The following is a 25,008-nucleotide window of genomic DNA, read 5'->3' as shown; positions in this document are numbered from 1 at the left end:
TTAAAATATTTTCAAACAAAATTATTTGAAATATGCACCATCTGCTTGGCTATGGTCAGTTTGATCCACGACACGTGCCAATTCAGGAATATGCTCTTTCAGTGTAGTTTCCACACCTTGTTTTAAAGTCACATCAATTGCTGAACATCCTTGGCAACCACCACCAAACTTCAATACAGCCGTTAAACCGTGTTCTTCATCTTCAACCACTTCAACCAAAGCACAGTTACCACCATGCCCTGCTAAGCCTGGATTAATTTCAGCTTGTAGTACATAAGTAATGCGCTCTTCAATAGAAGCATCTGGTCCAACACGTGGCACTTTAGAGTTTGGTGCACGGAATGTCAGTTGTCCACCAAAGCGGTCTTTATTGTAGTCAATGACAGCATCTTTTAAATAAGGAATCGATGGTGTATCAATAAATGCAGGAAATTCCGCATATTCTTGACGATAATCGGTTGGAATCACTTCTTCAGGTGCGCTATATGCCATACAACATTCAGCACGTGGCGTGCCTGCATTTTCTACAAATACACGAACGCCAATTCCTGGAGTATTTTGTTTTTCCAATAATTCTTTCAAATACTCTTGTGCAGTTGGCGTAATCAATAAATTTGGAAGTTCTTCTGCAACTGCAGTATTGGTGTTCTCAGTCGACATAACTCTATCCTCAAGCTGAAGTCGGTATTTTAACTGAAGATGAGGACGAATAAATAAAAATCAACTAAAATTGTCGGAATTGATGAAAAACAACATGATTTTTTATCATTTAATGTCATGATTGTTGTTAAATTAATCCTCTAACTTTGTTTAGTGAATACTTATGCTGCATTTACCTTTTAATCATACGATTACCATCATTTTGATTACCGTTATGATTTCCCTGATTGCTTTTTCACAACGTGCTGTGATGGATCGTCTTATTTTTTGGCCGCCTGCGATTCAGCAAAAAGCGCAATATGACCGCTTTATTACGCATGGTTTTATCCATGCCGATGGTATGCATTTATTATTTAACATGTTTACCTTATTCTTTTTTGGCAGCATTATTGAAAGTTTTTATCGACAATATCTTTATGATTTAGGCTTTGTATTATTTTATTTGGGTGCATTGATCTTTGCGATTTTACCGAGTTATTTAAAACATAAAAATGACAGTCGATGGGCAAGTCTTGGCGCTTCAGGTGCTGTGTCTGCGGTGCTGTTTGCTTATATTTTATTTCAACCGTGGAAGCTGATCTTCGTCTTTTTTATTCCTGTACCCGCGATTATTTTTGCAGTGCTGTATGTGGCTTATAGTATTTGGTCAGGTAAAAAAGGCAATTCGAATATCAATCACAGTGCCCATCTATGGGGAGCAGCGTACGGTGTGATTATGACCATCATGATTGAGCCTAAAGTTATTCCTCATTTTTTCAATCAGTTGATGCAATTTCCTTTTTAATTATGATGTCAACATAAACTTAGTAGAAGAAAATTGATCTAAAAAACAGGCATTTTCAGTCAAATTTAAGCATGATAAAAATAAAGACTGCAAATGCCGAACCAGATACTCACAAAATATAGGCTCAGATGTTTACTTTAGATCTTCATTTCATTGCGATGCTCAATACCAAAACGATCAACATGGGTATAAAAAATGCCATATTTACCCACATAATATTCTAAGGACTGCTGTCGATAATTCCAATAAATACACCATTCGCCTAAATCAAACTCACCAATTTGACTGTGGGTTTTAGCGGGCATTTTATTTAAATATTGCTGCTGAATATTTTCTGCTTGTTCAAGGCATACGACGTGTCGTTGCTGTTCAAAAAATAATTTTGCCACATCATCAAATAACAATTGCTCTTCATCATTATATGCCATGGGTTCAACTTTAATTTGGTCTAGCTTCGGTTGCACAGCATCTTTAAAAGGTTTAAATGTTGCGGGTTTGAATTTTGAAATATGCTGTGCAGCAATCATACGATACAGCCAAAAGATCACCACACAGACAATGATCAAAATCAACAGCAATTTCATGTTTAAGTACCTCTAAATTATTTTTATGTCATTTCAATATAAAGTACATGCACATTTATTTATAATTTTATTTAAATGCATCGTACTGAAAGCTTTTCATATTACCTGATTGATAGACAAGCCCTTTATTATTTTCTTTTTTAATTACAATACTTTGACCGATATTTTTATATTTAGCGAGACCTTTTTGATCATCACCAAGGTATATTTTCTTTTGTAAAATAATATTTTGACCTTGTGCAGTCACGGTGACACTGCCCTCATCTGAAGTCATATAAGGAATTTTAGCCGAATAGAGATGTTGTGCATCTGTAAACCACAGTAAGACTAAATCACCGCCCCGTTCATACATATTGTCAAAAACAACGGTCGAAGCATCAACTTGTTGTGCTGTGATGCCAACATAGCCGATCGCATCCACAGCTTGATCATTCAAAAAAAACTGTTTGCCTGAATCGAGCTTTAGCCCATAACTTGAATAATATTGTGAATGATGCGCTTTTTCTATATGGCAAGAATATGTTTTTAATGTGACTTTTCCAACATTTAAATGATATGTTTTAGGCTCAAATACCTCGCTGTCATCTTGTGTACATTCGTGATTAATTTGAGAACTATATGGCAATGCAGCAAATGTATGATTTGAATCTGCCTGTGTAGCGCTACAGATGAACAAGATACAACTGAGAATATAATTTTTCATTTTAGGTCTTTGATTTAATATTTATAGCATTCACTGAATTATAAAATAGTTTTCTCCCTTTTCTAAAGCCAAATATCAACGTTTAAGACATAACATTACATCCCCCGAAAAAATGACTTTAACAGCGCTAATTGGTACATTTATCTAGTGAGTTGACGTTATCAGGTGAAAGTTATGCGTGAACAATCCATCAACTCTAAACCCATTCAGCAGCAAACTTAAATGTTGTAAATAAAAACATCCTAAGCCTAGAAAACCGTTCTATTTTAAAATGAATTGAGCGAGCTTTTGGCTACTCTGCATTGCCAATTGGTCAACATAGCGGCTATAAAATTCAGCCATCCATAAGGTCACAGCGATGTACAATATCGATGCACACATCACTGCATTTAAATAACTCCAATGCCAATTTAAAAATAGATTGAACAACGGAATACACACCAAATACATCAACACCAAATGCAGTAAATACACAGAAAATGAAACTTTACCGAGCCAGATCAGTATAGGTTGATCTAAAACTTTCGATAATTTAGGATTCATTAAAATACTATAAACAATCAAGATACCCGCAAAGAAATTGCTATATTCATAGGTTCTTTCGCCGATTTGCTGATAGATCCACGCATAAGAAGCACTCGTATTATGTGCACCTGCCAAATATAGCCCCAAAATCAATAAAATACTCGCAATGAACAGCGGAATTTGACGACCATAAAAATAAAAATACATACCAATAATAAAACTGGCAATGCCCATACAGAAACCTTCACCTCGCCACCAATATGCTAAAGCTGCCAAAACAACAGAAGCGATGATAAAAAGAGATGTATGTAGCTGTTTAATATAAATTAAAAAAAATAAGGCAAATGAGCCAAATAGCTCAATGGTCATTGTCCACAGCACCCAATTAATGCTACTTTCTGCAAATAGAAAAGAACCTATTGTTCCTTCATAGATTGCTGTTTTAATTGAAAAATCTTGTGTGACATAGGCTTGTAACCACCCACCGACATGGTGACTATCAATTTTAATACTATTAAATACCGCCCAAATGATTACACAGGAAATCAATGCGGGAATCATTAAACGTGGATAACGTTTAATACACATATTTTTAAGTTTAGATAAAATCAGTTCAGGCGATTTACACAGTGCATAACTCAATACATAACCACTGAGCACAAAAAAGATAAACACAGCCGCTGTACCTGAATACCAAAAGGCAAAAGGTGAATGATGAATGGCATAGATGAATGAATTATTCGCAATATCATTGACATCAAACCGATGTAAATAAGGAATAAAACTCAAACTTAAATGCGAAAAAACCACCGCCAAACACGCCAAGCCACGAATACTTTCAGCCGAATTTATTTTTTGCACGTGGTCATACTCATAACTATTAGCTTTGCATTCATTGCACTACATCGTCCTTGCATCATAAAAAATCCCACTGGATGTGGGATTTTTTCTTTGAATATTATTGAATAGAAATAATATTTCCATTTACGTCATGATGCACTGTCGTAACTTTTTGTTGTCGACCGACCTCAATGTCTTGCCCTTTTAGCGCAAAATGTTCAGCATAATCAGACAACGATTTTTGTTTCGCTTGCTGCGGTGTTTTTGCAGGAATAAAACGATTCCAAAGTAATAAACTGAGTGCACAGACCATCAGCGCAATCAGACCATGCTGCAAGATCACTGAAAAAGCAGCCATAATATTGTGCACAAAATGTGGTTTCTGAATCCCAATCACACCCAGCAGCAACAATAATGGACGCCATAAAAATAACCATACCGCCCAAAGCATCGCTGTTGACGTGTTGGACAAATAGCGTTTATGCCAAGGTAACTGTTGACGTAAGTCAATAATCAAATCTGATTTCATTTTATCAATACTCTACCAAGACCATTAAGAACGCATCCCACGATCTGGACTGATCCAACGTGCACGCTTGCCACTACCACGGAGCAAAACTTTCGGAAATGCGATAATGCTTGCTGTTAATGTAATTAACCAAAAAACAAAGGGATACCAAATCATCCAATAATAATTTTTGAGCAAATTTGGTTCATACCTACTATCCATCCATTTGCTTAAAGCAAACTGAAGTAAACAGCTTAAACCTAAAAGAATTCCACTGCCATAAGGTAAAAATGGTGAGCTTGCTGTCTGACTCAGACCTGAGATTGGGAAAATAAAATGCAGTAACCAAATCACAGCAACAGCAAGCATGAGATACGACCAAACTAAGGTTAATACCAACTCTAAAATCAGTGGCCACAAATAATTCAGTTTAGGCTTAAAAACAACATCGATATTTTTAATCAATACCTGTGCACCACCCATTGCCCAACGCAAACGTTGTTTCCATAAGCCTGTTAGAGTTTCAGGCATTAAGATCCAAACCAAAGCATTGGGTTCAAAATGGATATTCCACCCTGCACGTTGCAATTTCCATGTAATATCGATATCTTCGGTTAAAGCATTTGGTGACCAATAACCCACATCATGCACCGCACTTTTACGAAAAGCAGTGATTACGCCTGAGACCGTAAACAAGCGTCCAAAGCTACGCTGCGCGCGTTTAATCAAACCCACAATCGAAGAAAACTCACCGACTTGGATACGCCCAAGTAAAGTGGAACGGGTACGAATTCTTGGATTACCTGTAACAGCAGCAACAGAGTTGTCTGCTAAGAAATGACGTACCATCCACATCGCAGCATGGGGGTCTAATAACGCATCGCCATCAATCCCAATCAAATATTCTGCATCTGTGAGCAAGCTACCCGCTTGCAATGCCATCGCTTTGCCTTGATTTTGTGCCAAATGTACCACACGTAACTTTTCATATTTGGCTGCCAAAGCATCCAAGACTTGTGCAGTATTGTCTGAACTTCCATCATTAATGGCAATCACCTCAAAATGTGGGTAATTTAACTGAAGCGCATGACTTAAAGTTTCTTCTGCATTGTCACCTTCATTAAAGCAAGGGACAAGCACTGCCACTTTAGGATAAGTGGGCAGAGGATTTGGTTGATCATAAGCAGGTTCTTTCTTCTCTTTACGGAAGAAAATCACAGCGCCAATCATCCAAAGATACGACATGAATAATGGATAGAAAAACACAAAATCCAAAGCCATATGCCAAAAATGCTGTAAAAATTTCATATAAATACTATCAAGGAACAAGACGATTGGTTTTTAAACCAAAGGTATCTCGCATAATTTTTGGGTCTGGATGATTTTTGAAAGGATCATCAGGATAATAGGCAATGTGCATTGCACCCTGCTGATATAACGATTTTATCGTATCTGCCATCTCTTGTGCTGGAACTGGCTGATTATTTCTCCAATTCGTCGCTTGTAACTCAAAGACAGTTTTCTTCAAACCCTGTGGATAAGACTTCACCCGTTTGACAAGGTCGTTAAAAAATTTCTCTTTATCTTCAGCCTGCTCCATATAAGGCATTGCCATAATGGCGGTAAAATCATAACGTTTAAGTGACTGTTCTAAAGACTGCGCATACCAATTTTCTGAGTATGCATTTAAAGCCACTTGAGCATAAAGATTACGTGCTGTCACTAAATAAGGATGGTAATAACGGATTTCATCTGCCAACTGCATAGCAAAATCATCAATCGTTTTGGTCTTAAATGCTGTCCATTTTTGCAATTGTGCTTCATCTTGACGTATAGCCTCTAGGTCAGTTGAAATCCCCGCAGCCTTATATGCACTCAGCGCATAATCACTGCTGTCTTCATAATCTGACAGTGTGGTATCGTCATGGAACAAGATACCGTTAAAATTGGACGACTTCGCCAAATCTTCATAAATTCCACGAATCACTTCACGCGCTTGAGGTGAATATGGCGACAAACGATGGTAGCCCATATTTAAATGATCAGATGTTTTCGCTTGTTGCGTCACCACCAAATGCTTAGATACCGGATTATTTTCAGGTAATTGCCACGCCAAAAGCGGCATCCATGCATATAAACGGTTCACTTGAGTACGGGACTGAATTTGCCATGCGACCCGATTAAACAAATCTGCACGCATCGGTAAATAGCGATTCGGGAAATATACCATATCTGCTGAACCATCTGCATCTGGATCAGAAAAAGCTTGTAAGTACACTGTGTTGACTTTCATGGCTTGAATACGATCAAGCAAGAGTCCGATATTTTTTTCTTCTTGTGCTGGATCAGGATCGTACAAATAGTCTAAATCGACATGCATAATTTTTTGTGCGCGATTATTATCATTTAAACCCATTTCACGGGTTTTAATATCTGCTAATAAATCTGCACGAGTGGTATCACTTTCGACCAAAATCCGATTCAAATGGCTGAGGGACTGCTTCACATTATTCCCCCCATCATCCAACGTAATGGTGATTGGCATACCCAATTGCTTCGCAATTTCGACTGTTTTCATGTTGTACTGTCCATAAGGCCACACCATCACCCGAGGACTACGAATACCATGTTTTTGTAAAACTTCATTGTTTTTCTTTAGATCGGTATAAATTCGTGTTGCATAAGCTTGATCAGACTCATAACTTTTGCTTTCTGGAGAATACAACCGTGTCGTTGCAGCAGGTTCAGAATTTCCTTGAGGATTGCCCAATATGCCACGGTGCAAATCATAACTGTGGTTACCAATCTCAACATAACCACTGTCTTGCATTTCTTTTAACTCAGCCCACGTCAAAATATCACTGCGTGGAATTTTTTGATCACCAAAACTGACTTGCTGACCTTGCGTCTCAATCCACGAGCCTACAACAGACAATACCACAGGAACCCGTTTTTCTTTCACAATTGGATAAGCATATTTATAAAAGCTTTGGTAACCATCATCGACGGTCAGTAATAACGGCTTTTTCGGTAATTTATATGAACCTTGATTGGCTTTAATCAACTGGTCTACGCTGATAAAGTGGAAGCCATCTTTCTTTAATGACTGAATCTGCTCGGCAAATTGTGTAGATTTAATCGCATATTGTGGAATCAATGCACGTTCATGATCGGTAATTTCATGATAACCAATGATCGTCAGTAAATTTCGATCAGGTGTATGCATGCCCGCATGGGTAACGGCACTCATAGAAGCAGCCAACAGGGTCAAACATGCAACGATGGGTTTAGAAAAACGATTCAACATAAATTTCCAGCTCATTGATTTTATAGATATTTACTTGAAAATAATTATATTCAACATTTAAAACCTTGAGATATCATTACTTTTCTACTTTATTCGTATAGCAACAACATTTAAGCGATTGAAGCAGAGGTCAAGCAAACATTCTTCATGGGATATTTTATAAAATATAATTCTGAAATGAATATTAAAATGAAAGTTTTGTTTTATTTGCAGATTATGTCCTACACTTAACCACTATAAAGCTCACAATTTTTACGATTTGCTTACTTGTTTTCAACATGCTCAATTTTCTTCGCACCTAATAAAAAAACTCCAAGCGATGCTTAGAGTTTTTATGAACTGCAATACCAATCACACGCTTAGTCACGTGTTTTGACATCATATAATTCAATTTCAAAAATCAAGTTTGAGTTTGCAGGAATGATATTACCCATTTTACGTTCGCCATATGCCAAATGTGACGGCACGATCAATTTACGCTTACCGCCCACTTTCATTCCCATGATTCCTTGATCCCACCCCTTGATCACACGCCCCGTACCGATCACAGTTTCAAAATAGTTACCACGATCAAGTGAAGAGTCAAACTTGGTTCCATCTTCTAACCAGCCCGTATAATGTGTGGTAATTAAAGCACCTTTTACCGCTTCTTTACCTTCACCCACCACTAAATCGATAATCTCTAACTCAGCTGTCATTACTTTGCTCCGCATTTAAATGTTTGATTCAATCTCTATATTCGTTTGATATAACGAAGATTACTGCAACTGTGTCCACTCAATCACAGCTTGGGCAGTGTCACCAATTAAGGTCCATTCACCATCCATTACATTGAGCTGTAATTGCATGGTACGTTGGCAAAGGTGTTGAATTGCCTCAGTGGTTGCTTCAGACAACTGCCAAACATGTACATTAGACAATGTTTTTAATTTTGAACTGCGTTTGTACCATTCGGCAACAGCTGAACCATACGCCACTACAGCCACATTTTTACAACGTGCAGCCGCTTTTTTGACTTTATCTTCATCAGGCAAGCCCACTTCGATCCATTGTACCAACTGCCCTGTCAGGTCTTTTTCCCACAGTGCCGGTTCATCCGTTTCAAATAAATCTTTGGTAAATTCTAAACCTTCATCGGCAAAACGCGCATATGCCAACACACGCACCATGAGACGTTCAATGGTTTCTGAAGGATGCAAAGCCATGGTCAGTTGATAATCACCATATTGATGTACATCCATATTGGCAATATTCAAATCTGCCTTATAAATCGTTGCTTTTAACGCCATGAAAAATCCAAAAATTCAAGTTTTCAACTATGGCGCTAGTCTATAAGATTTTAATAACCTTTACTGCGTTTTTTCGGCTGAATCTATGCGACAGTGCAAAATCGCACTTTCCAAACTTGCCCAATCCCGATCATGTTGCGTAATGACTTCTATTCGATTATCAATATTTTCTGCACCTGACTTATAGTTGAGTTGCTCAGGATTAAAGTTAAAGGTCATCCAACCTTGATTGGTATTAAAAATACCCTTAATCCGTAACCAATTTTCTTGCTCACACAGTACATCTAATAGATCATAAAAATCGAACTGCCAACGTTTGGAAAATTTCCAGCCTGCAACAGTATAGCCATTGGAAGATTCAACATAGTGATATGGAAATTGTTTGATTTCAGGCAAAGTTTCATCAACTGAAAAATTTTTTTGTATATGAATCAATGGCATAATTTTACGTTGAATGCCTCGGTGGGGTATATCTATTTGTTCAATTTGAATATTGCCCTGCTCTGCCATGATCCACGTTTGGATGCCAGTCAAATATTCATCTTTTAGATCGCTCAATACACGCTGATCAACCTCAGACATACTGTTTGTATGGGACACCAACACAATTTGCGCTGCTTTGAGCTGATCTTGATACAAATCCTGTGAAATCCAATCGGTATCGTGTAAACGTGAGCCATCAATCACGGTAAGCAAAGCCCGCATATTCACTTGTGACTGCCAATGGGGTTCAGTCAACTGTTCAATAAGCTGCGCAGGATGCCCCAAGCCTGTAGGTTCAATAAATAAACGGTCAGGCTTTTTTTCTTGAATCAACCGTGATAATGCAATTTGCATGGGTAATTGACTCGTACAACACAAACAGCCACCAAGGAGTTCTTTGACTTCATAGCCTTGTGCATTGGGTAATAATTGTTGATCAATCCCAATTTCCCCAAATTCATTCATCAGAATTGCCCATGTTTCATGTTCAGGCTTTTGTGCCAATAATGCCTGTAACAAAGTGGTTTTTCCTGCACCCAAAAAACCAGAAATAATGTGGGTTTTGACTGTGACAGTCGTCATAATTTTCACAGAAGCATACTCAATCATGCATAAAATTTCATTTTCAAGCTTAGTGTAGAGTGTATCGTGTATAGATTCATCGCTGAATATTTTAAAAACCATCTCTTCGTGCTAAGTCAATATTTTTTATCATAAAATAATTGTTTGAATCTTATATATCATGCGCTAAATGCTTTATTTTTATATCTTTTAAATACATATCAACAGCTTATTTTGTGTTATTAGTTTTCCTAAAACCTATTGAATATGGCAGAAATCAGGGACATTTTGTTAAAGCTAAGTAATTTTTTAGACGATATTTTAAGCAACTTGTCATATTTACATACATTTTAAGGGCAAAAAATGCATTATTTTTCACATGAAGTACACAAAAGTTAGCGATTTATGTCTGCTTCGTAACCCAAACTGTTTTCCTTTGTTTAGAAGGTTGCCTAAATTTCATTCAGCACTTAGCATAATTTTCGTTCCCAATGATTGTTGTCACTTACTCAATCTACTCGACAATGTAAAAATCTTGGGAGTTATTTTTAAATGAATAAGGATGCCGAAAATGAAACTCGTTAAAACACTACTTGCAACAACTTTTGCTCTCACTGCTGCAACTGCTTCTTTTGCTGCTACCGAAAAAGCGGCTGATGAAGCTGAAAAAGTCATTGTATCAACACAAGAAGGTGCAACAACTGAAGATGCGTCTGCTGCTGCACAACCATCATCTGAACAGCCAGCAACTGAAAGTGCTGTTGAAGGTTCAGTACCTGCTGCTCCACAAGCAAACCAATAAAATGTGTTGATCTCCCTCAAGATAACAATTTAAGTTAAGTCCGCTTAGCTTTAAAAAAACCAGATCAAGCTGCGATCTGGTTTTTTTGTACTTAAGTATTTTAGTATTGTTCTCACTCATCATTTTCTGCCAATATTTTAATCGATGTACCTTGATCAATGCTTATGATTTAAAATGATCCACATGCTTCATCATAGATATTTATAATCATTAGATTTAATACACCTATACCAAATTTATAATTTTATTTATTATTTTCATACACTTAAATAAAAATAAAGATTATCTACTGCACTTTATTCGACTAGCTTTCCACTATGGCATAGCTAGGCTTATATCTATATTTCAGTCATTAATAGCCCCATATTGTGATTTGAATGGAACCATCGCTATGCGTTCAAAGATTGACTACAGCACTGAAGTGGCTATTTTAGGTGCAGGTCCTGTGGGTTTAACCATTGCTAACTACTTAAGTAAACAGGGCGTAAAAGTCACTGTGGTTGAACAGCTCGACAGTCTGATTGATTACCCTCGTGCCATTGGGATCGATGATGAATCTTTGCGTACCATTCAATCACTGGGTTTGGTAGATCAAGTATTACCTCATACTACACCGAACCATGCGATGCGCTTTCTTACACCGAAAGGTCGCTGTTTTGCGGATATTCAACCATTGACCCGTGAGTTTGGTTTCTCTCGTCGTAATGCATTTATTCAACCACAAGTCGACAGCGTATTACTACAAGGTTTAAAACAATACGAAGGAACACAAGTTCTATTTTCTTGTCAGTTGAATGAGTTTAGCCAAGATGCCAACGGTGTAACCTTAAACATCCAAAACAAAGATGGCGACAAAGAAGTTATTCATGCGCAATACTTGATTGCATGTGATGGCGGTAACTCAATTGTACGTCGTACTCTAAATATTGGTTTTGATGGTAAAACAGCACCAAATCAATGGATTGTCATCGACATTGAAAATGACCCATTGGCAACACCACACATCTATTTGTGTTGTGACCCTGTACGTCCTTATGTGTCTGCAGCATTACCTCATGGTATCCGCCGTTTTGAATTCATGGTGATGCCGGGTGAAACTCAAGAAGAACTCAGTAAACCTGAAAATATTGCCAAATTATTGTCTAAAGTATTACCTACGACCGATGGGATCGAAGTGATTCGTCAGCGTGTCTATACCCATAATGCACGTATCGCAGATAAATTCCGTGTAGACCGTATTTTACTTGCGGGTGATGCAGCACACATCATGCCTGTATGGCAAGGTCAAGGCTATAACAGTGGTATGCGTGATGCCTTTAACTTAGCTTGGAAAATAGCTTTAGTTGTGCAAGGTAAAGCAACGCCTGATTTATTAGACTCTTACCAAGTCGAACGTAAAGACCATGCCAAAGCCATGATCGATCTTTCTGTCATGGCTGGTCATGTCCTTGCTCCACCAAAAAAATGGCAGGGCTTTGTCCGTGATGGTATTGCCTACGCATTGAATTACATTAAACCAATTAAACAATACCTATTGGAAATGCGTTTTAAACCAATGCCTAAGTATCATGACGGTGCTTTACTTGTAGATGGTCATAAAGACTCACCTGTAGGCAAAATGTTTATCCAACCACAGATTCAACTTGAAAATGGTCAAACCGTTTTACTTGATGAAGTGATTGGCAATGACTTTGCCGTAATTGCTTGGGGTGTAGATCCGAAATGGGGTATCAACGAAGCCAATATGAAAAAATGGCAAGCGTTAGGGGTTAAATTCATCCAAGTATTACCTGCCGTTCAGTTGGGCAATGAAAAACGTAAAATCCATGATGGTGTGATTACCATTGGTGATATCGGTACTGAGATTCGTTCGTGGTTCGGCAAGACAGATCAAGCAATCGTCATTTTACGTCCTGACCGCTTTGTTGCAGCTTTAGCAATTCCGCAAACCATGAATACGGTCAGTCAGCAGTTATTTAGCAAACTCCATGCGAAATAACACAGCAATATTTTGATCATGTGCAAGAATCACCATGTTTCAAACATGGTGATTCTTTTAATGTAATTCATCCCTTCCTCTGTATTTCATTTTTGTTTTACACATTGACGTTATTCATTTTTCACCTCAACAGACTTCTGTAAATAAAAAAGCTGTATTGAATGCTAAATTTAAGCATAATATCATCATTCAAATTAAGCCTTTTATTCTTATGAAAAAAATTATTTTAATTGCATTTATTTCCACACTCATAGCCTGTTCAAAAGCCATACCCGAACAAAATGCCTCATCAAACCAAACGGAAGCAAGTATTTCACTACAACCTTCAAAAAATACTTTCGATAGCACACGCTTTATGCGTAGTGATGAGGCAGGACCTTTATGTCCTCAAGACTCCCTACAATGTTATGCTTATGCACAAGAGCAACTTCGTTCTAAATATCCTGATTTAATCCAAAAAATTGGTGATGGTATTAGTATTCAATTTTTTGATGGCACAATTAAAAAATATATGCCAAGTCGAGGCAAAGAAGATCATCCTGACTACTGTGAAGTCTGTGCTTATACTGTGGTCAATGAATATCCGGCGATTGATTCTTTACTTCTACATATTCAATATTATGAAGGCTCAAGTTATAGCGTGCTCAATTTAAAAACAGGTCGTGAAACCAGTCTGTCAGGTCTACCCACATTTAGTCCAGATTATAAATACATGCTGAGCATTAATAGTGACTTAGAAGCGGGTTATACTGACAATGAGCTCAATATTTACCAGCTTGATGACCAGCATAATCCTCAACTCATTTTTGAAGCAGTTAAAACCATTCCACAGTTTCAGAGTGAAAATAATATTGGCTTCTCTGCTGCAACATGGCTAGAAAACACAAAATTTATTGTGCAGTCAGACTATCTTTCAAATACCGAAAACTATTCCAATGACTATCCACATAAATTTTATCAATTTAGTTTAATGAATAATGATGCAACACCGCATTGGTCTGTCGAAACATTGTCAGAAGAAAGCTATCAGAAATTAAAAGATCAATAAGCAAATTTTCAGGTTTCACTTGGCGGCTATTAAATCGCCAAGTGCTGCCTAATGACTGATACAGCTTGCAAGCAAGCTACATTTGACTGAGTTAGGTTTAACATCCGTTTTGAACATGGTTTGAACTCATTTCCATCATTAAAACTAAACTCACCATGGCACCCGTCAAAACATCTCCATATAAAATTGCTCTTTTAAAATTTTTAAAATTAAATCAATGGCTTCATTCTTTTGATCTTTACGATAACTTGCATATAAACCAATCATCGGCAACGGCTCAAGCGTATTTTTCACCACGATCTTATCACCCAATAAGGGAATCACATAGGCAGGAACCAAACTCCACCCCACGCCCATCCCCACCAGATTGACATTGAGTAGAATATTGGTCGACTTCTGTACCACATTGACATTCAATTTTGATTGCTTGAAAAAATCCTGAATAATTTTATGCAGTTGTGGCGATGCATCTTCATCACTAATGACAAAATCTTGCTGATTAAATGACTTAATCCCGACATGCTTTTGTTGTGCAAAAGGTGAATCTTTAGGAATAATCAGAGTCAAAGGTTCTTGAAAAACCTGCATACTTTCAAACTCCTCGTCATCTCCAAGATAACGTGTGAAAGCAATGTCAATTTCCCCTTTACGCAATGCTTTAAACTGATCAGAATCAGTCAAACTATGAAAATCAATTTTAATATCAGGAAAATGCGCCCGAATATTGGGCATGATATACGGAAAAACTTTCATTTCCGCCACAGGAACGAAGCCAATATTCAGTTGATCTTTATGAATTTTAGCAATCTGACGTGCATCAAAAATTGCCTTTTCCGCATGTTCCAAACTGAGCAATGCTTCTTTTAGAAATGCCCGCCCTTCCTCAGTGAGCTCCACTTTTCGGTTGGAACGAATCAACAGTTGCACACCAACCTCTTGCTCTAAGTCTTTGATTTGTTGACTTAAAGAAGGCTGAACTGTAAACATCCTTTGTGCAGCTTTCGTAAAATTTAATTCCTCTGCCACTGCTACAAAATAGCGTAAATGACGTAATTCCATAGGTTTAGCCTTCTATTTTGCCGAAATTAGTTTTGATGCAACGCTCATTTTGTATAACAACATGGTCATGAGCACAATCACTGCACAAAAAAGATATGTGAATTGATAACCCAAGTAAGCAATGATCAAGCCCATAACCACTGAACCAACTGCCATACCAAAATCAAACAAAGTGAAAAAAGTTGAAATCGAATACCCCATTCGCTCTTTAGGTACAGCTTGAATGGCAACTGTTTGAAAACATGGAAATAATGAACCATAACCGATACCAATAAAAACTGCTGCTAGCCACAAAATCCATTGTGAATGTACAAAACTGACAATCACTAAACCGATGGCAAAAAATACAAAAGATGGATAAATCACAGCACTCGCCCCTTTACGATCGTAAATTTTCCCAACCCAAGGGCGTACAATAATCATCGCCAACGCAAAAATAATAAAAAATAAGCTGACATATTGCAGTAAATTTTGCATTTCCGCATAGGCAGTAATAAAACTCATAATACTTGAATAAGAAAATGCAACCAGTAACGCCACACAACCGATAGGTACAGCACGTTGCTCAATAATATCTGAAAACTGCACACGCGTTTGAAGCGTTGTTTTTTGGTTTTTAACAGCAGAGTTTGATGCTAAAGGAATCATTAAACAGAAAATAAAACCAACACAAATAATTGCAGTCAAGACCTGAAAAACCGTTATAAAATCAGCATATTGCAAAACAGTTAAAGCAATCAATGGACCAAATACCACAGCCAAATTGGTTGACATCACATAATAGCCCATGCCCTCACCTTTACGTTGTTCAGGAATAAATTCATTGGCAATCGGCACGGCGACTGTCGTGAGAACACTAAACCAAATCCCATGAATAAAGCGAACAACCAATAAGATCCATAAATTATCTGCAAACAAATACGTAAAAGCACAAAGCACGAATAATAATTCAGAACCTCGAAAGGCGATTTTTTCCCCTATTTTTTCAATGATTAAGCCTGAAAATGGACGAATCGCAATAGAAGACACTAAAAATAATGTCAGGGCTAAACCAGCTTGCTGAACAGAGCCCCCCAAAGACTTTAAAATATAAACAGGTAAAATGGTTAAAAATGCAAAATAGTAAGTGAACAAGAATAAATTATTAAAAATGCATAAAATAAAGTTTCTATTCCACAGTTTTTCAGGCTGTATTGCAACCATGCGATTCATACTTTCACCTGTGTTTTTATTGTTTGAATAGGTGCTAAAGCCAATGCGACCAAATCATGAATATAGGCAGCATCAGGCATTTTATTAAAGAAAATAATTTGATAATGAATCGGAGCATAAATACTATCAAGCATCAGTTCAAATGGATAATGTTCACAAATTTCACCCCGTTGAATTGCCAACTGAATCAGCTTTCGTGTTTCTTCTCGTCTAGGCAATAAATACTGCTGAAAAAACTCACCTGCTGCTTCTCGATTTTCCGCCATGACCACCAATAAAGCACGTCCGACTTGATGATCTAAGGCTTTAGCTAATTTTAGTAATTGTTGCTCTAAATTGAATTGTAGACTTTGTGAGAAATCCATGTCAAAAATCGAAGCGGTATAGGCTTTAAAGGCTTCAAAAACTAAATCGGACTTGTGTTTCCACCAACGATAAATCGTTGACTTAGCAACACCTGAACGCAAAGCCACATCCTCAATCGTGAATTTACGATAATCATGCTCTTCTAAAGCTTCCACCACTGCATCCAAAATACATTGTTTACGGCGGGCGGTTTTTTCAATATCCATCATCCCTGCACCAAACGATACGCTACGTTTCGTTTGATTTTAAGAAATCGTGTCTGTCTTGCTAAATAGTTTTTTCCTTTCAGATCATCACTAAAAACAATCAATCGATTGCGTTGTTTTTTATTTTTATAAAATTTTAAAAGCATGCTTTGAATAAACTGATGTTTAGAAAATCACTTTCAATGGCGTTGTTCACCCATAAAAAAACCTCCTAACAGGAGGTTTTTCTCAGCTATTTGAGCTTTTCTTATAAATACTACATGATGGATGATGGTTTTCTTGCAAACGAGCAACTTTACGATGCTCCGCAGCTTCAAAACGGCAACGCTTCCAATCATTGTCTAAATTTAAAGGCGGAATTTGTTTTGGCTTACCATTTTCATCCACAGCAACCATCGTAAAATAACAACTATTAGTATGACGAATCGAGCGCTTTTGAATATTTTGTGCCTCTACACGAATGCCGATTTCCATAGAAGTACGACCAACGTGATTCACACTCGCTAAGAATGTCACCAACTCACCGACATGAATCGGCTCTTTAAAGTTCACTTTATCCACTGACAAAGTGACAACATAACTGCCCGAATAACGGCTTGCACATGCATAAGCAACTTGGTCGAGCAGCTTTAAAATTGTACCCCCATGTACATTACCTGAAAAGTTTGCCATGTCAGGGGTCATCAAAATAGACATCGTTAATTCAGATTGGTCTTCTGTTGTAGGGATCATTTGATCGAGTGGTGACATTATTTTCTTGACTCAGTGTTAAGACAGGAGATAGAGAACTATTATTATATATCTTTTCAAGCAAAAAAAATGTTTAATTCGGCAATTGACCATTATCTGACATGATATTGTTTGATTGAATCATTTATAAAATATATGGTTCATCCCTTTTCATCATGATTTTTTTCAATGAGACGTAACATTTCCATGGGAATATTGTCATAGCTAAGATCGTGTTTACTCATACTACACAATTGGATTTCATAAGATTGATCCAAGTTTATTTTTGTAACCACAAAGATCACTTCAGGCTGTGTTGCGAGTTTTACTTGTTGACCGACTGCAATTTTCGTCATTTTAATTTCATAATCCTAATCATTAATATTTATTCAATATTAAATTTTTTTGGATTATAAATTTTTCATTAAAAATAGTAAATTTAAATTAATGATTTTTAAACCCATAACATAACCAAATCACATTATTTATTTAAAAATTGACTCATGCCATAGTTCAAAACGATCAATCAATTATGCACGGTCAATTCAGAAAACTGCCCATTTTGTTGATCTTGTTTCTTAATATTTAACACAGTTTTAATATCGTTCAGTCGCTCATTGGCAGCATCTCGTCCAACTTGCATGGTGTATTCGCGAGTTTTTACATCAAAAATATGTGCTTTTTCACGCAGATCAGGCTGTATGACGATATCAGCACTTTTTAGTTCTTCGGCTGCCAAATGACTTTGCATAATATTAATATTTTGGTTAAACAGTCCCCACATGTTGGTGGTTTCAGTATAAACAGGTTGCGCTAAGATATTGACTGCAATGACAATATCAGCACCAAGCTCTCGTGCAACTTCTACAGGTACAGGACTAACTAAGCCACCATCAACATATTCATGCCCTTCGATTTGAGTCGGAATAAACATACTTGGAATAGACACTGAAGCACGTACAGCCTGCCCAGTATTCCCATAATTAAAAACAACTTTTTTACCATTTCTCAGTTCAGTTGCGACCACATACATCGGTATTTTCATGTGTTCAAGTGGCTGCTGTCCGACTTGAGCATTGATATAATCTTCAACTTTTTGACCATCAAAAAAGCCTTTCATGCCTATTTTAAATTCACGAACATCTTTAACTTTCAAATTTAAAGCGATTTCACGTAATTCTTGCGCAGATTTACCACTCGCATACAGTGAACCGACAATACTTCCTGCACTCGTTCCGACGATAAAATCAGGCTTAATTCCTTGTTGTTCTAATACTTCAATGACACCAATATGTGCATAACCTCGTGCACCACCACTGCCTAAAACCAATGCAATTACTGGTTTTTTTTGAGAATCTTTAAATTTATAAAAACTTTTGTCGAGCTGAGAGCGTGCTACAGCATGGGCTTGCACAGCTGCTGTACTCTCTAAAGGCACACTTTGACAGCCAATCAGCATAAAACTACAACTGACCAACGATAAGATAATTTTTTTCATAAAAAAATGATTCTCAATTTTGCATATATCAGAGCACAAATGCAGCCAAAAAACTGTTAAATTTTTTTGTCATATTTAAAACGTATAATCGAAAAATTGTTGTATAGCCTCATCACGAGACAAATGACTCAATAAAAATATATAAACGGTTTAATTTTTGGTTCATTCGTTTCATTTTTAAACGATACTTTTTGATCACATCTATTTTAAAATAAAAAAGAGAAGCCAAAATCTTTAGCTTCTCTTTGCTAAGATTAGTTAAACAAAAAACTTCAAGATCAACTGAATCACTGTGGCATTAATCAAGTCGACAAAGAATGCACCGCATAAAGGTACAATCAGGAATGCTTTATGTGAAGGACCATACATATTGGTGATGGCTTGCATATTTGCAACCGCTGTTGGTGTTGCGCCCATCCCAAAACCACAATGACCCGCAGCTAATACTGCTGCATCGTAGTTTTTACCCATAACACGGAAAGTCACAAATCCAGCATAAAGCGCCATCGTTAAGGTTTGTGCTGTTAAAATCACCACCAATGGACCTGCTAAATCTGCTAATTGCCAAAGTTTCAATGATAACAATGCCATCGCCAAATACAGTGATAATGCAGCATTACCAAATACATCAATCGCACGATCAAACATATTAATACGTAATACACTTTCTAAGATATTACGTAAAATAACACCACCACCTAATGCCCAAACAAAAGTGGGTAATTCAAACCACTGCCCTTTACTAAAGCCTGTCATAAATTCAGCAAAAGCCAAACACGCTGCAAATAAACCTAGAGTCGTGATTGCATTATCAGCAGTAATCAAGCGGACTTGTTGTGGATATTCAAAAGGAACATATTCACCTAAACCACTCAATGGCTCACTGTTAGCATCGTCTACTTCACTGCGTGTTCGCAGACTAGAAAGTTGATAACGGTTAATTAATAGTTTTGCCAACGGCCCACCAATGATCCCACCAATGATCAAACCAAAGGTCGCACTTGCCATACCTAAAGCCAATGCGCCTTGGATGCCGTGTTCAGATTCTAAAATTCCACCCCAAGCACCCGCTGTACCATGACCACCTGTGAGGGTAATTGAACCTGCGATAAGACCAATTAATGGATCTAAACCTAAAGCAGATGCCAAACTCATTCCCACAATATCTTGCACAATAATAAATGACGCGACGCAGACAAGGAAAATAACCAAGCCAATGCCACCTTCTTTGAGTTTGGCAAAGTTTGCACTCAAACCAATAGAAGCAAAGAAAACAAGCATAAAACTTGTTTGTAATTCACTACTTGTGGTAATACTATAGCCAAATAAATTATGTACAATCAAAGAAATAACCGCTGCAACCAAACCGCCTGCAACGGGTTCAGGAATATTATATTTACGTAAAAATTCAATTTTTTGAACAAGGAAACGCCCTAATAACAGCACGATGACGGCTGCTATCAGCGTATAAAAGGCATTAAAAGTAAATTCCATCATTATTTCCATTTAATTGAGGTGATACTTTTTGTTCTACAGTCTTATTTATACTTAAATATTTACTTCAAGTATAAGCGGATAAAACTGCACAACGAAAAGACAGATAGAACAATTAAAGTTCTGAGTTAAATTACCCCATGAGTGGCTATATTTTTTGATGGATAAAAATATGATAAACATATTAAATCTATTTGAGAAATCATCATTATTCCTTCTATCATTGATAAAATGGATAGTTTCATCAAAAAACATCAGAATTTACAGCCTATCCCAAGGGATCACATCGTGAATAAACTGAAGCAACAACATTCAAGTGTAAAAATGCTGTCTTAACTATTATCGCTTTTCAAAACATGGTTTTTAGCGACTTTAAAAAGATCGAACATTATGCTTAATTTCAAAAAAATATCAGCTTTTTTTACAAATTTATGCCTTTTTCCATCCTATTATTAGACTAAAGTTATAGATAGCACTTTTATAGTGATAAATTTTAGCGTGAAGATAAAGTATAAATTTTTAGCAATATGTAAATAAAAACAGGAACTCATAGAGTTCCTGTTATTTTCATCTTCTGGTCACTTAAATGTGATTAGAAGTCATATTTCGCCATCAAACCTAAACGACTATCACGACCTTTTGCACCGCCTACAGTTTCACGCTCACCATAGACATATTCAGTACCGAATGTAATTGGTTTCACAGGGCTATACATCACGTTTAACCAACCTTGTTGTAACTTTTCATTCGCATCAGCGCCTAAAGTACTATCATCATAGAATGCTGCACCATAACCAATAGTACTGCGTAATTTAGGTGTAATCTTATAGGTTGCCCCTACAGTTACTGCATCAATATCAGTTAAGTCGATATCTGTTTTATTTGTTTCAACTTGGTATGGGTTTTCTGTATACAGTAAGAAGAAGTTATCACCTTTTACATGAGAATAATCACCAAATACGGTTAATTGTTCAGCAAGATTCAGTTTAGCACCCAAACCTACCCCCCAACCAAACTCAGTTGCGTCATCAGCAGCACGTGCACGTACTTCTTGAATCAAAGCACGACCTGTTAACAAAGCAGTATCACCCAATTTATGGCTAATTTTTGCAGTTGCCGCAGGTAAACGGTTTTCGTCACGACCTTTTTCTAAACCAACAAAGTATTGAGTATTTGCGTCTAGTTTATCGCTATAACGAACCATTGGAGTACGTTTTGTTCCAATCCCTAATGGTGAGTTGAAATCTAACATTTCTGGCTGAGTTTCAGTTGATAAGAACGATGATGTCGTTTGACCAAATAACCAATTATTATAGTTTAAGTAAGCATGACGAATACGTACTGTGTCACTTGAACCACGGAAATCGATTTCGATTTTACCGCCAACATCCGCACCTTGAACTGGCGCTTTAAAGTCTAAACCAATACGTGATGTTGCTGCTGTACTATAAAGGCGATCATCATTTTTTTCATCGCCTGCTTTATTAAGATCAACCTCATTGATACGGTTAAAAATACCGTCACCACCTTTTGCTTGATAAGAAGCATCTGCACGAACAAAACCATAAAGATTTACATCAGCACCCGTTTTAGATTTTAAAGAGGCTAAAGGTGACTGTGGTGCAGCAGGTTGAGCTGCGACTTCTTGTAATGTAACTTGTTGTTGCTGTTGTACTTGTTGTTGCTGTTGTACTAATGCTTTTAAAGCTTCAACCTCTTGACGAAGTTGTTTAATTTCCTCTTGATCAGATGTTGCTGCGTTTGCTGTCGTAACCATCAATGCTGTTACGGTTAGGGCTAAGCTCTTCAAAACAAATGTTTTACTGCTGAGGAATTGACTCATGAAAAACTCCTAGTTTTTAATCCTGTTGTACGTCCGTGCAAGCATTGGCTGAATCCCCCTATATCATGTTGAAGCAACCAATATTTTTTTGTGATCAGCAATCATTTCTTGGTGGTGTTTCAAAAAGTATGCTGACATTAAATGAAGCCATTATTGATGTAAAAAAAGGTTAAGTCGAAAGCTTTAAAATGGTTTTCAATCTTTTTTGAAAAATTACAACTCCTTCTAAAACCGCGCCTAATTCGATGCCTTATTTTGCAATTATTACCTTCAATACCTACAGTAAAAAATTTACCAATACTTTGCTTGCAGTTTTTAAAAGCAGTTATGAAACTGTCCCAATGATCACTTGCAATTCGGGTGTAGTGAATACCTAATTGTTTAAGCTTTGCCTTCAATCGTTGAACTGTAGCTAAGTCTCTTTTACCCCAAACATAAGCAACAATCTCACCTGTTTCTCGATGGTAGGCGTAAATAAGCCATTGTTTATTATTTTTATTTCCCACAAAAGTCCAAAACTCATCAACTTCAAGAGACTCATAATGACTTTGTTTAGGCTGAATTTGGTAGGTCGATTCGGTTAAAGTACGTAAAACTTTACCGATACTGATTCGCTCAACTTCAGCGATATCTCGTATACCACTACCTCTGACCATCAACTGTAATATTTTTCGAGTAATGCCTGAATGACATCCTAGATAGCTCAGAGCATGGTCACCAATAAACTGACGTTTACAGTCTTTGCACTGATAGTTTTGTTTCCCATCTACTTTGATGCCATTTTTCTTTATACTGTCACTGAGGCAGGTTGGACATTTGATTTCTAGAGTTATTCGCATTTCTCTATTTTATCAAAATTCAACCTGCTTTGTTTCAGCATACTTTTTGAAACACCACCCATTTCTTAATCTGCTAAATCAACAGATGCACTTCTGCTTTTTTGTTAAATTATGAAAGCGTTAAACTTAAGTTAAAACATAAAAGTAACATTATGTGTAAAATAATAACACACTTGTAATTTATCTTAACTCAACAACTTTATTAAAATCAGTTTTAACGAATAACATTGTATTTTCAATTCTTATTTCAGATTAACTTTGCATTTTTTGTTATATATTCTTACATTTATGCTGCAAAATAGCAGATCATTATTTTATGACTAAGACTAATGTCTAGGCATATTTTTATGACTTTGCACAAAAATATGAAAATTTGATGAAGTATCTTCCTCAATTCCTCCCCCACCGAGCACCATAAGTATCACTTCAACGTTAAATCAACGATGATTTTTTACTGCTGTAATTGCAACTCTTTTTTAACAAACCAAATGGCAATCCCCCCTGTGGCAGTAAATCCCAGCATTAAAATCCCCATATTTAACACATGATTAAACATTAGAAAATTCAGTAAAATCCCACCCACTAAACCACATGTAAATTGAGCACTGCCCATAATTGCACTGGCCGTCCCTGCGCGTTCACCTTGTTTAGACATTGCCAAAGCCATTGCATTGGGGCCTGTAAAACCAATTCCTGAAACAGTAAAAAACAGTCCCACCATCACTACCCAAAGCGGTGTATCAAGAAATAATCCTGAAATAACGATCAGCATAGAACCCAAAATTTGACTCAATCCACCCAATTGCAAACGCTGCACGACAGAGAATTTTTTTGCCAATTTTTTATTTAAAAATGAAATACACATAATACCTAAGGCATTAAAACCAAAGGCATAAGCAAACTGTTGTTCATTCAGATGGTATTGATCCATCAATACTGCAGCGGCAGAACCAATATAAGCAAAAAGTGCAGCCCCTGTTAAACAACCTGCAAGCATAGGTAAATAAAAACTACGATCTTTGCAAATCTCTACATACAGTTGTAAGACTTGTCTCATATTGAGTTGTAAACGGCGTTCTACAGGCAATGTTTCTTTAAAGAAAAAATGCACACATGCCAAACAAAAAAAGCCAATCAACATTAAGACAATAAAAACGGCGTGCCACTCAAAAAAGTATAAAATCCAAGCACCCAAAGTTGGTGCGAGCACAGGTGCAATCCCCATAACAATCATCATACTGGCAAAAGCCTGTGCTGAACCTTGCACATCGAGTTGATCTCGAATGGCTGCACGTGCCATCACTACGCCTACGCAACCTCCAAGCGCTTGCAACACACGTGCCGCAATCAACGACCATTGATCATTGGCTAAAACGCACAGCAAACTCGCACAAGCAAATAAGGTCATCCCAAAGTACAATGGTTTTTTACGTCCAATGCGGTCACTGATTGGACCATAAATCAATTGCCCTACAGCCAAACCAAAGAAATATGCGGGCAATGAATTGGCAACTTGTTGTGTCGAGACATTAAAGTCTTGCGCCATTTGCGGTAAAGCAGGTAAATACATGTCGATCGACAAGGGTCCAAGCGATGTAAAGAGTGCGAGTAGCAAAATCCAACCCATTGAATATTGCGCTTTGACCTGTTGTTGAGACATAGAAAGTAT

General features: G+C 37.1%; 24 protein-coding genes. 4 read left to right on the top strand and 20 right to left on the bottom strand.

Annotated features, from left to right (window positions below):
- Nucleotides 1-21: 21 nt before the first annotated feature.
- On the bottom strand, nucleotides 22-660 hold the full coding sequence (nfuA, locus tag G0028_RS04915; protein ID WP_130073022.1) for a Fe-S biogenesis protein NfuA: 639 nt from the start codon (nucleotides 658-660) through the stop codon (nucleotides 22-24).
- Between the two features lie 163 nt (nucleotides 661-823).
- Between nfuA and G0028_RS04910 the strand changes: the two genes are divergently transcribed.
- Nucleotides 824-1,444 carry a rhomboid family intramembrane serine protease gene (locus G0028_RS04910; RefSeq protein WP_180046023.1) on the top strand — a complete coding sequence of 207 codons (621 nt, stop codon included), beginning with the start codon at nucleotides 824-826 and terminating at the stop codon, nucleotides 1,442-1,444.
- 137 nt (nucleotides 1,445-1,581) lie between these two features.
- Here the strand turns inward: G0028_RS04910 and G0028_RS04905 are convergent, their stop codons facing one another.
- The 9 genes from G0028_RS04905 to G0028_RS04865 all read right to left on the bottom strand — a co-directional run bounded on the left by G0028_RS04905 (nucleotide 1,582) and on the right by G0028_RS04865 (nucleotide 10,292).
- Entirely contained in the window at nucleotides 1,582-2,028 is a 447-nt protein-coding gene (locus tag G0028_RS04905) for a hypothetical protein (protein WP_180046025.1), read from the bottom strand.
- Nucleotides 2,029-2,095: 67 nt separating this feature from the next.
- A complete protein-coding gene (locus G0028_RS04900; protein ID WP_180046027.1) occupies nucleotides 2,096-2,731 on the bottom strand; it encodes a hypothetical protein in 636 nt (211 codons plus the stop codon).
- Between the two features lie 261 nt (nucleotides 2,732-2,992).
- Complete coding sequence (locus G0028_RS04895) at nucleotides 2,993-4,117, bottom strand: acyltransferase family protein (protein WP_180046029.1); 1,125 nt, start codon at nucleotides 4,115-4,117, stop codon at nucleotides 2,993-2,995.
- Between the two features lie 97 nt (nucleotides 4,118-4,214).
- Entirely contained in the window at nucleotides 4,215-4,625 is a 411-nt protein-coding gene (gene pgaD / locus G0028_RS04890) for a poly-beta-1,6-N-acetyl-D-glucosamine biosynthesis protein PgaD (RefSeq protein ID WP_130073027.1), read from the bottom strand.
- Nucleotides 4,626-4,649: 24 nt separating this feature from the next.
- A complete protein-coding gene (gene pgaC, locus G0028_RS04885) occupies nucleotides 4,650-5,912 on the bottom strand; it encodes a poly-beta-1,6-N-acetyl-D-glucosamine synthase (protein WP_130073028.1) in 1,263 nt (420 codons plus the stop codon).
- A 10-nt stretch (nucleotides 5,913-5,922) separates the two neighbouring features.
- A complete protein-coding gene (pgaB, locus tag G0028_RS04880) occupies nucleotides 5,923-7,911 on the bottom strand; it encodes a poly-beta-1,6-N-acetyl-D-glucosamine N-deacetylase PgaB (protein WP_180046031.1) in 1,989 nt (662 codons plus the stop codon).
- A gap of 359 nt (nucleotides 7,912-8,270) precedes the next feature.
- The gene (locus tag G0028_RS04875; protein WP_130073866.1) at nucleotides 8,271-8,609 is read right to left on the bottom strand and encodes an FKBP-type peptidyl-prolyl cis-trans isomerase; all 339 of its coding nucleotides are present in this window, start codon (nucleotides 8,607-8,609) and stop codon (nucleotides 8,271-8,273) included.
- Between the two features lie 60 nt (nucleotides 8,610-8,669).
- Nucleotides 8,670-9,200 (bottom strand): YaeQ family protein, encoded by a 531-nt coding sequence (locus G0028_RS04870; protein ID WP_130073867.1) that lies wholly within the window; start codon nucleotides 9,198-9,200, stop codon nucleotides 8,670-8,672.
- A gap of 60 nt (nucleotides 9,201-9,260) precedes the next feature.
- Complete coding sequence (locus G0028_RS04865; RefSeq protein ID WP_218946312.1) at nucleotides 9,261-10,292, bottom strand: CobW family GTP-binding protein; 1,032 nt, start codon at nucleotides 10,290-10,292, stop codon at nucleotides 9,261-9,263.
- Between the two features lie 523 nt (nucleotides 10,293-10,815).
- Between G0028_RS04865 and G0028_RS04860 the strand changes: the two genes are divergently transcribed.
- The 3 genes from G0028_RS04860 (at nucleotide 10,816) to G0028_RS04850 (ending at nucleotide 14,093) form a co-directional block, all read left to right on the top strand.
- Nucleotides 10,816-11,046: a hypothetical protein gene (locus G0028_RS04860; protein WP_130073868.1), complete on the top strand. Its 231-nt coding sequence runs from the start codon at nucleotides 10,816-10,818 to the stop codon at nucleotides 11,044-11,046.
- Nucleotides 11,047-11,437: 391 nt separating this feature from the next.
- Nucleotides 11,438-13,045: a bifunctional 3-(3-hydroxy-phenyl)propionate/3-hydroxycinnamic acid hydroxylase gene (locus G0028_RS04855; RefSeq protein WP_180046033.1), complete on the top strand. Its 1,608-nt coding sequence runs from the start codon at nucleotides 11,438-11,440 to the stop codon at nucleotides 13,043-13,045.
- 211 nt (nucleotides 13,046-13,256) lie between these two features.
- Nucleotides 13,257-14,093, top strand: a complete 837-nt coding sequence (locus G0028_RS04850; RefSeq protein WP_180046035.1) for a hypothetical protein — start codon at nucleotides 13,257-13,259, stop codon at nucleotides 14,091-14,093.
- Nucleotides 14,094-14,258: 165 nt separating this feature from the next.
- Here the strand turns inward: G0028_RS04850 and G0028_RS04845 are convergent, their stop codons facing one another.
- The 10 genes from G0028_RS04845 to G0028_RS04800 all read right to left on the bottom strand — a co-directional run bounded on the left by G0028_RS04845 (nucleotide 14,259) and on the right by G0028_RS04800 (nucleotide 24,999).
- Complete coding sequence (locus G0028_RS04845; RefSeq protein WP_180046037.1) at nucleotides 14,259-15,152, bottom strand: LysR substrate-binding domain-containing protein; 894 nt, start codon at nucleotides 15,150-15,152, stop codon at nucleotides 14,259-14,261.
- Nucleotides 15,153-15,164: 12 nt separating this feature from the next.
- Nucleotides 15,165-16,355: an MFS transporter gene (locus G0028_RS04840; protein ID WP_373687886.1), complete on the bottom strand. Its 1,191-nt coding sequence runs from the start codon at nucleotides 16,353-16,355 to the stop codon at nucleotides 15,165-15,167.
- A 5-nt stretch (nucleotides 16,356-16,360) separates the two neighbouring features.
- Complete coding sequence (locus G0028_RS04835) at nucleotides 16,361-16,939, bottom strand: TetR/AcrR family transcriptional regulator (RefSeq protein ID WP_180046041.1); 579 nt, start codon at nucleotides 16,937-16,939, stop codon at nucleotides 16,361-16,363.
- A gap of 225 nt (nucleotides 16,940-17,164) precedes the next feature.
- Nucleotides 17,165-17,686, bottom strand: coding sequence for an acyl-CoA thioesterase (locus tag G0028_RS04830; RefSeq protein ID WP_130073874.1), 522 nt, complete (start codon nucleotides 17,684-17,686; stop codon nucleotides 17,165-17,167).
- Nucleotides 17,687-17,826: 140 nt separating this feature from the next.
- The gene (locus G0028_RS04825; protein WP_130073875.1) at nucleotides 17,827-18,021 is read right to left on the bottom strand and encodes a hypothetical protein; all 195 of its coding nucleotides are present in this window, start codon (nucleotides 18,019-18,021) and stop codon (nucleotides 17,827-17,829) included.
- Nucleotides 18,022-18,191: 170 nt separating this feature from the next.
- Nucleotides 18,192-19,163, bottom strand: coding sequence for a patatin-like phospholipase family protein (locus G0028_RS04820; RefSeq protein WP_130073876.1), 972 nt, complete (start codon nucleotides 19,161-19,163; stop codon nucleotides 18,192-18,194).
- 258 nt (nucleotides 19,164-19,421) lie between these two features.
- Nucleotides 19,422-20,657 (bottom strand): sodium/glutamate symporter, encoded by a 1,236-nt coding sequence (gene gltS / locus G0028_RS04815; protein WP_180046043.1) that lies wholly within the window; start codon nucleotides 20,655-20,657, stop codon nucleotides 19,422-19,424.
- Between the two features lie 592 nt (nucleotides 20,658-21,249).
- Complete coding sequence (locus G0028_RS04810; RefSeq protein ID WP_130073878.1) at nucleotides 21,250-22,500, bottom strand: DcaP family trimeric outer membrane transporter; 1,251 nt, start codon at nucleotides 22,498-22,500, stop codon at nucleotides 21,250-21,252.
- A gap of 137 nt (nucleotides 22,501-22,637) precedes the next feature.
- On the bottom strand, nucleotides 22,638-23,339 hold the full coding sequence (locus tag G0028_RS04805) for an IS1-like element ISPa14 family transposase (RefSeq protein WP_015586042.1): 702 nt from the start codon (nucleotides 23,337-23,339) through the stop codon (nucleotides 22,638-22,640).
- 451 nt (nucleotides 23,340-23,790) lie between these two features.
- Entirely contained in the window at nucleotides 23,791-24,999 is a 1,209-nt protein-coding gene (locus G0028_RS04800) for a multidrug effflux MFS transporter (RefSeq protein WP_174493615.1), read from the bottom strand.
- Nucleotides 25,000-25,008 lie beyond the last annotated feature (9 nt).

Source organism: Acinetobacter piscicola, assembly GCF_015218165.1.
In the GTDB taxonomy this organism is placed as follows: Bacteria; Pseudomonadota; Gammaproteobacteria; order Pseudomonadales; family Moraxellaceae; genus Acinetobacter; species Acinetobacter piscicola_A.
This window is presented reverse-complemented; position numbering and strand designations above follow the sequence as displayed.

Coding starts and splice junctions, on each gene's coding strand:
- G0028_RS04860 (WP_130073868.1), top strand. CDS start 10,816: ATGAAACTCGTTAAAACACTACTTGCAACAACTTTTGCTCTCACTGCT.
- nfuA (WP_130073022.1), bottom strand. CDS start 660: ATGTCGACTGAGAACACCAATACTGCAGTTGCAGAAGAACTTCCAAAT.
- G0028_RS04835 (WP_180046041.1), bottom strand. CDS start 16,939: ATGATGGATATTGAAAAAACCGCCCGCCGTAAACAATGTATTTTGGAT.
- G0028_RS04800 (WP_174493615.1), bottom strand. CDS start 24,999: ATGTCTCAACAACAGGTCAAAGCGCAATATTCAATGGGTTGGATTTTG.
- G0028_RS04805 (WP_015586042.1), bottom strand. CDS start 23,339: ATGCGAATAACTCTAGAAATCAAATGTCCAACCTGCCTCAGTGACAGT.
- G0028_RS04875 (WP_130073866.1), bottom strand. CDS start 8,609: ATGACAGCTGAGTTAGAGATTATCGATTTAGTGGTGGGTGAAGGTAAA.
- G0028_RS04850 (WP_180046035.1), top strand. CDS start 13,257: ATGAAAAAAATTATTTTAATTGCATTTATTTCCACACTCATAGCCTGT.
- G0028_RS04865 (WP_218946312.1), bottom strand. CDS start 10,292: ATGATTGAGTATGCTTCTGTGAAAATTATGACGACTGTCACAGTCAAA.
- G0028_RS04810 (WP_130073878.1), bottom strand. CDS start 22,500: ATGAGTCAATTCCTCAGCAGTAAAACATTTGTTTTGAAGAGCTTAGCC.
- G0028_RS04845 (WP_180046037.1), bottom strand. CDS start 15,152: ATGGAATTACGTCATTTACGCTATTTTGTAGCAGTGGCAGAGGAATTA.
- G0028_RS04900 (WP_180046027.1), bottom strand. CDS start 2,731: ATGAAAAATTATATTCTCAGTTGTATCTTGTTCATCTGTAGCGCTACA.
- gltS (WP_180046043.1), bottom strand. CDS start 20,657: ATGGAATTTACTTTTAATGCCTTTTATACGCTGATAGCAGCCGTCATC.
- G0028_RS04905 (WP_180046025.1), bottom strand. CDS start 2,028: ATGAAATTGCTGTTGATTTTGATCATTGTCTGTGTGGTGATCTTTTGG.
- G0028_RS04825 (WP_130073875.1), bottom strand. CDS start 18,021: ATGACGAAAATTGCAGTCGGTCAACAAGTAAAACTCGCAACACAGCCT.
- pgaC (WP_130073028.1), bottom strand. CDS start 5,912: ATGAAATTTTTACAGCATTTTTGGCATATGGCTTTGGATTTTGTGTTT.
- G0028_RS04910 (WP_180046023.1), top strand. CDS start 824: ATGCTGCATTTACCTTTTAATCATACGATTACCATCATTTTGATTACC.
- pgaB (WP_180046031.1), bottom strand. CDS start 7,911: ATGTTGAATCGTTTTTCTAAACCCATCGTTGCATGTTTGACCCTGTTG.
- G0028_RS04870 (WP_130073867.1), bottom strand. CDS start 9,200: ATGGCGTTAAAAGCAACGATTTATAAGGCAGATTTGAATATTGCCAAT.
- G0028_RS04820 (WP_130073876.1), bottom strand. CDS start 19,163: ATGAAAAAAATTATCTTATCGTTGGTCAGTTGTAGTTTTATGCTGATT.
- G0028_RS04855 (WP_180046033.1), top strand. CDS start 11,438: ATGCGTTCAAAGATTGACTACAGCACTGAAGTGGCTATTTTAGGTGCA.
- G0028_RS04840 (WP_373687886.1), bottom strand. CDS start 16,355: ATGGTTGCAATACAGCCTGAAAAACTGTGGAATAGAAACTTTATTTTA.
- pgaD (WP_130073027.1), bottom strand. CDS start 4,625: ATGAAATCAGATTTGATTATTGACTTACGTCAACAGTTACCTTGGCAT.
- G0028_RS04830 (WP_130073874.1), bottom strand. CDS start 17,686: ATGTCACCACTCGATCAAATGATCCCTACAACAGAAGACCAATCTGAA.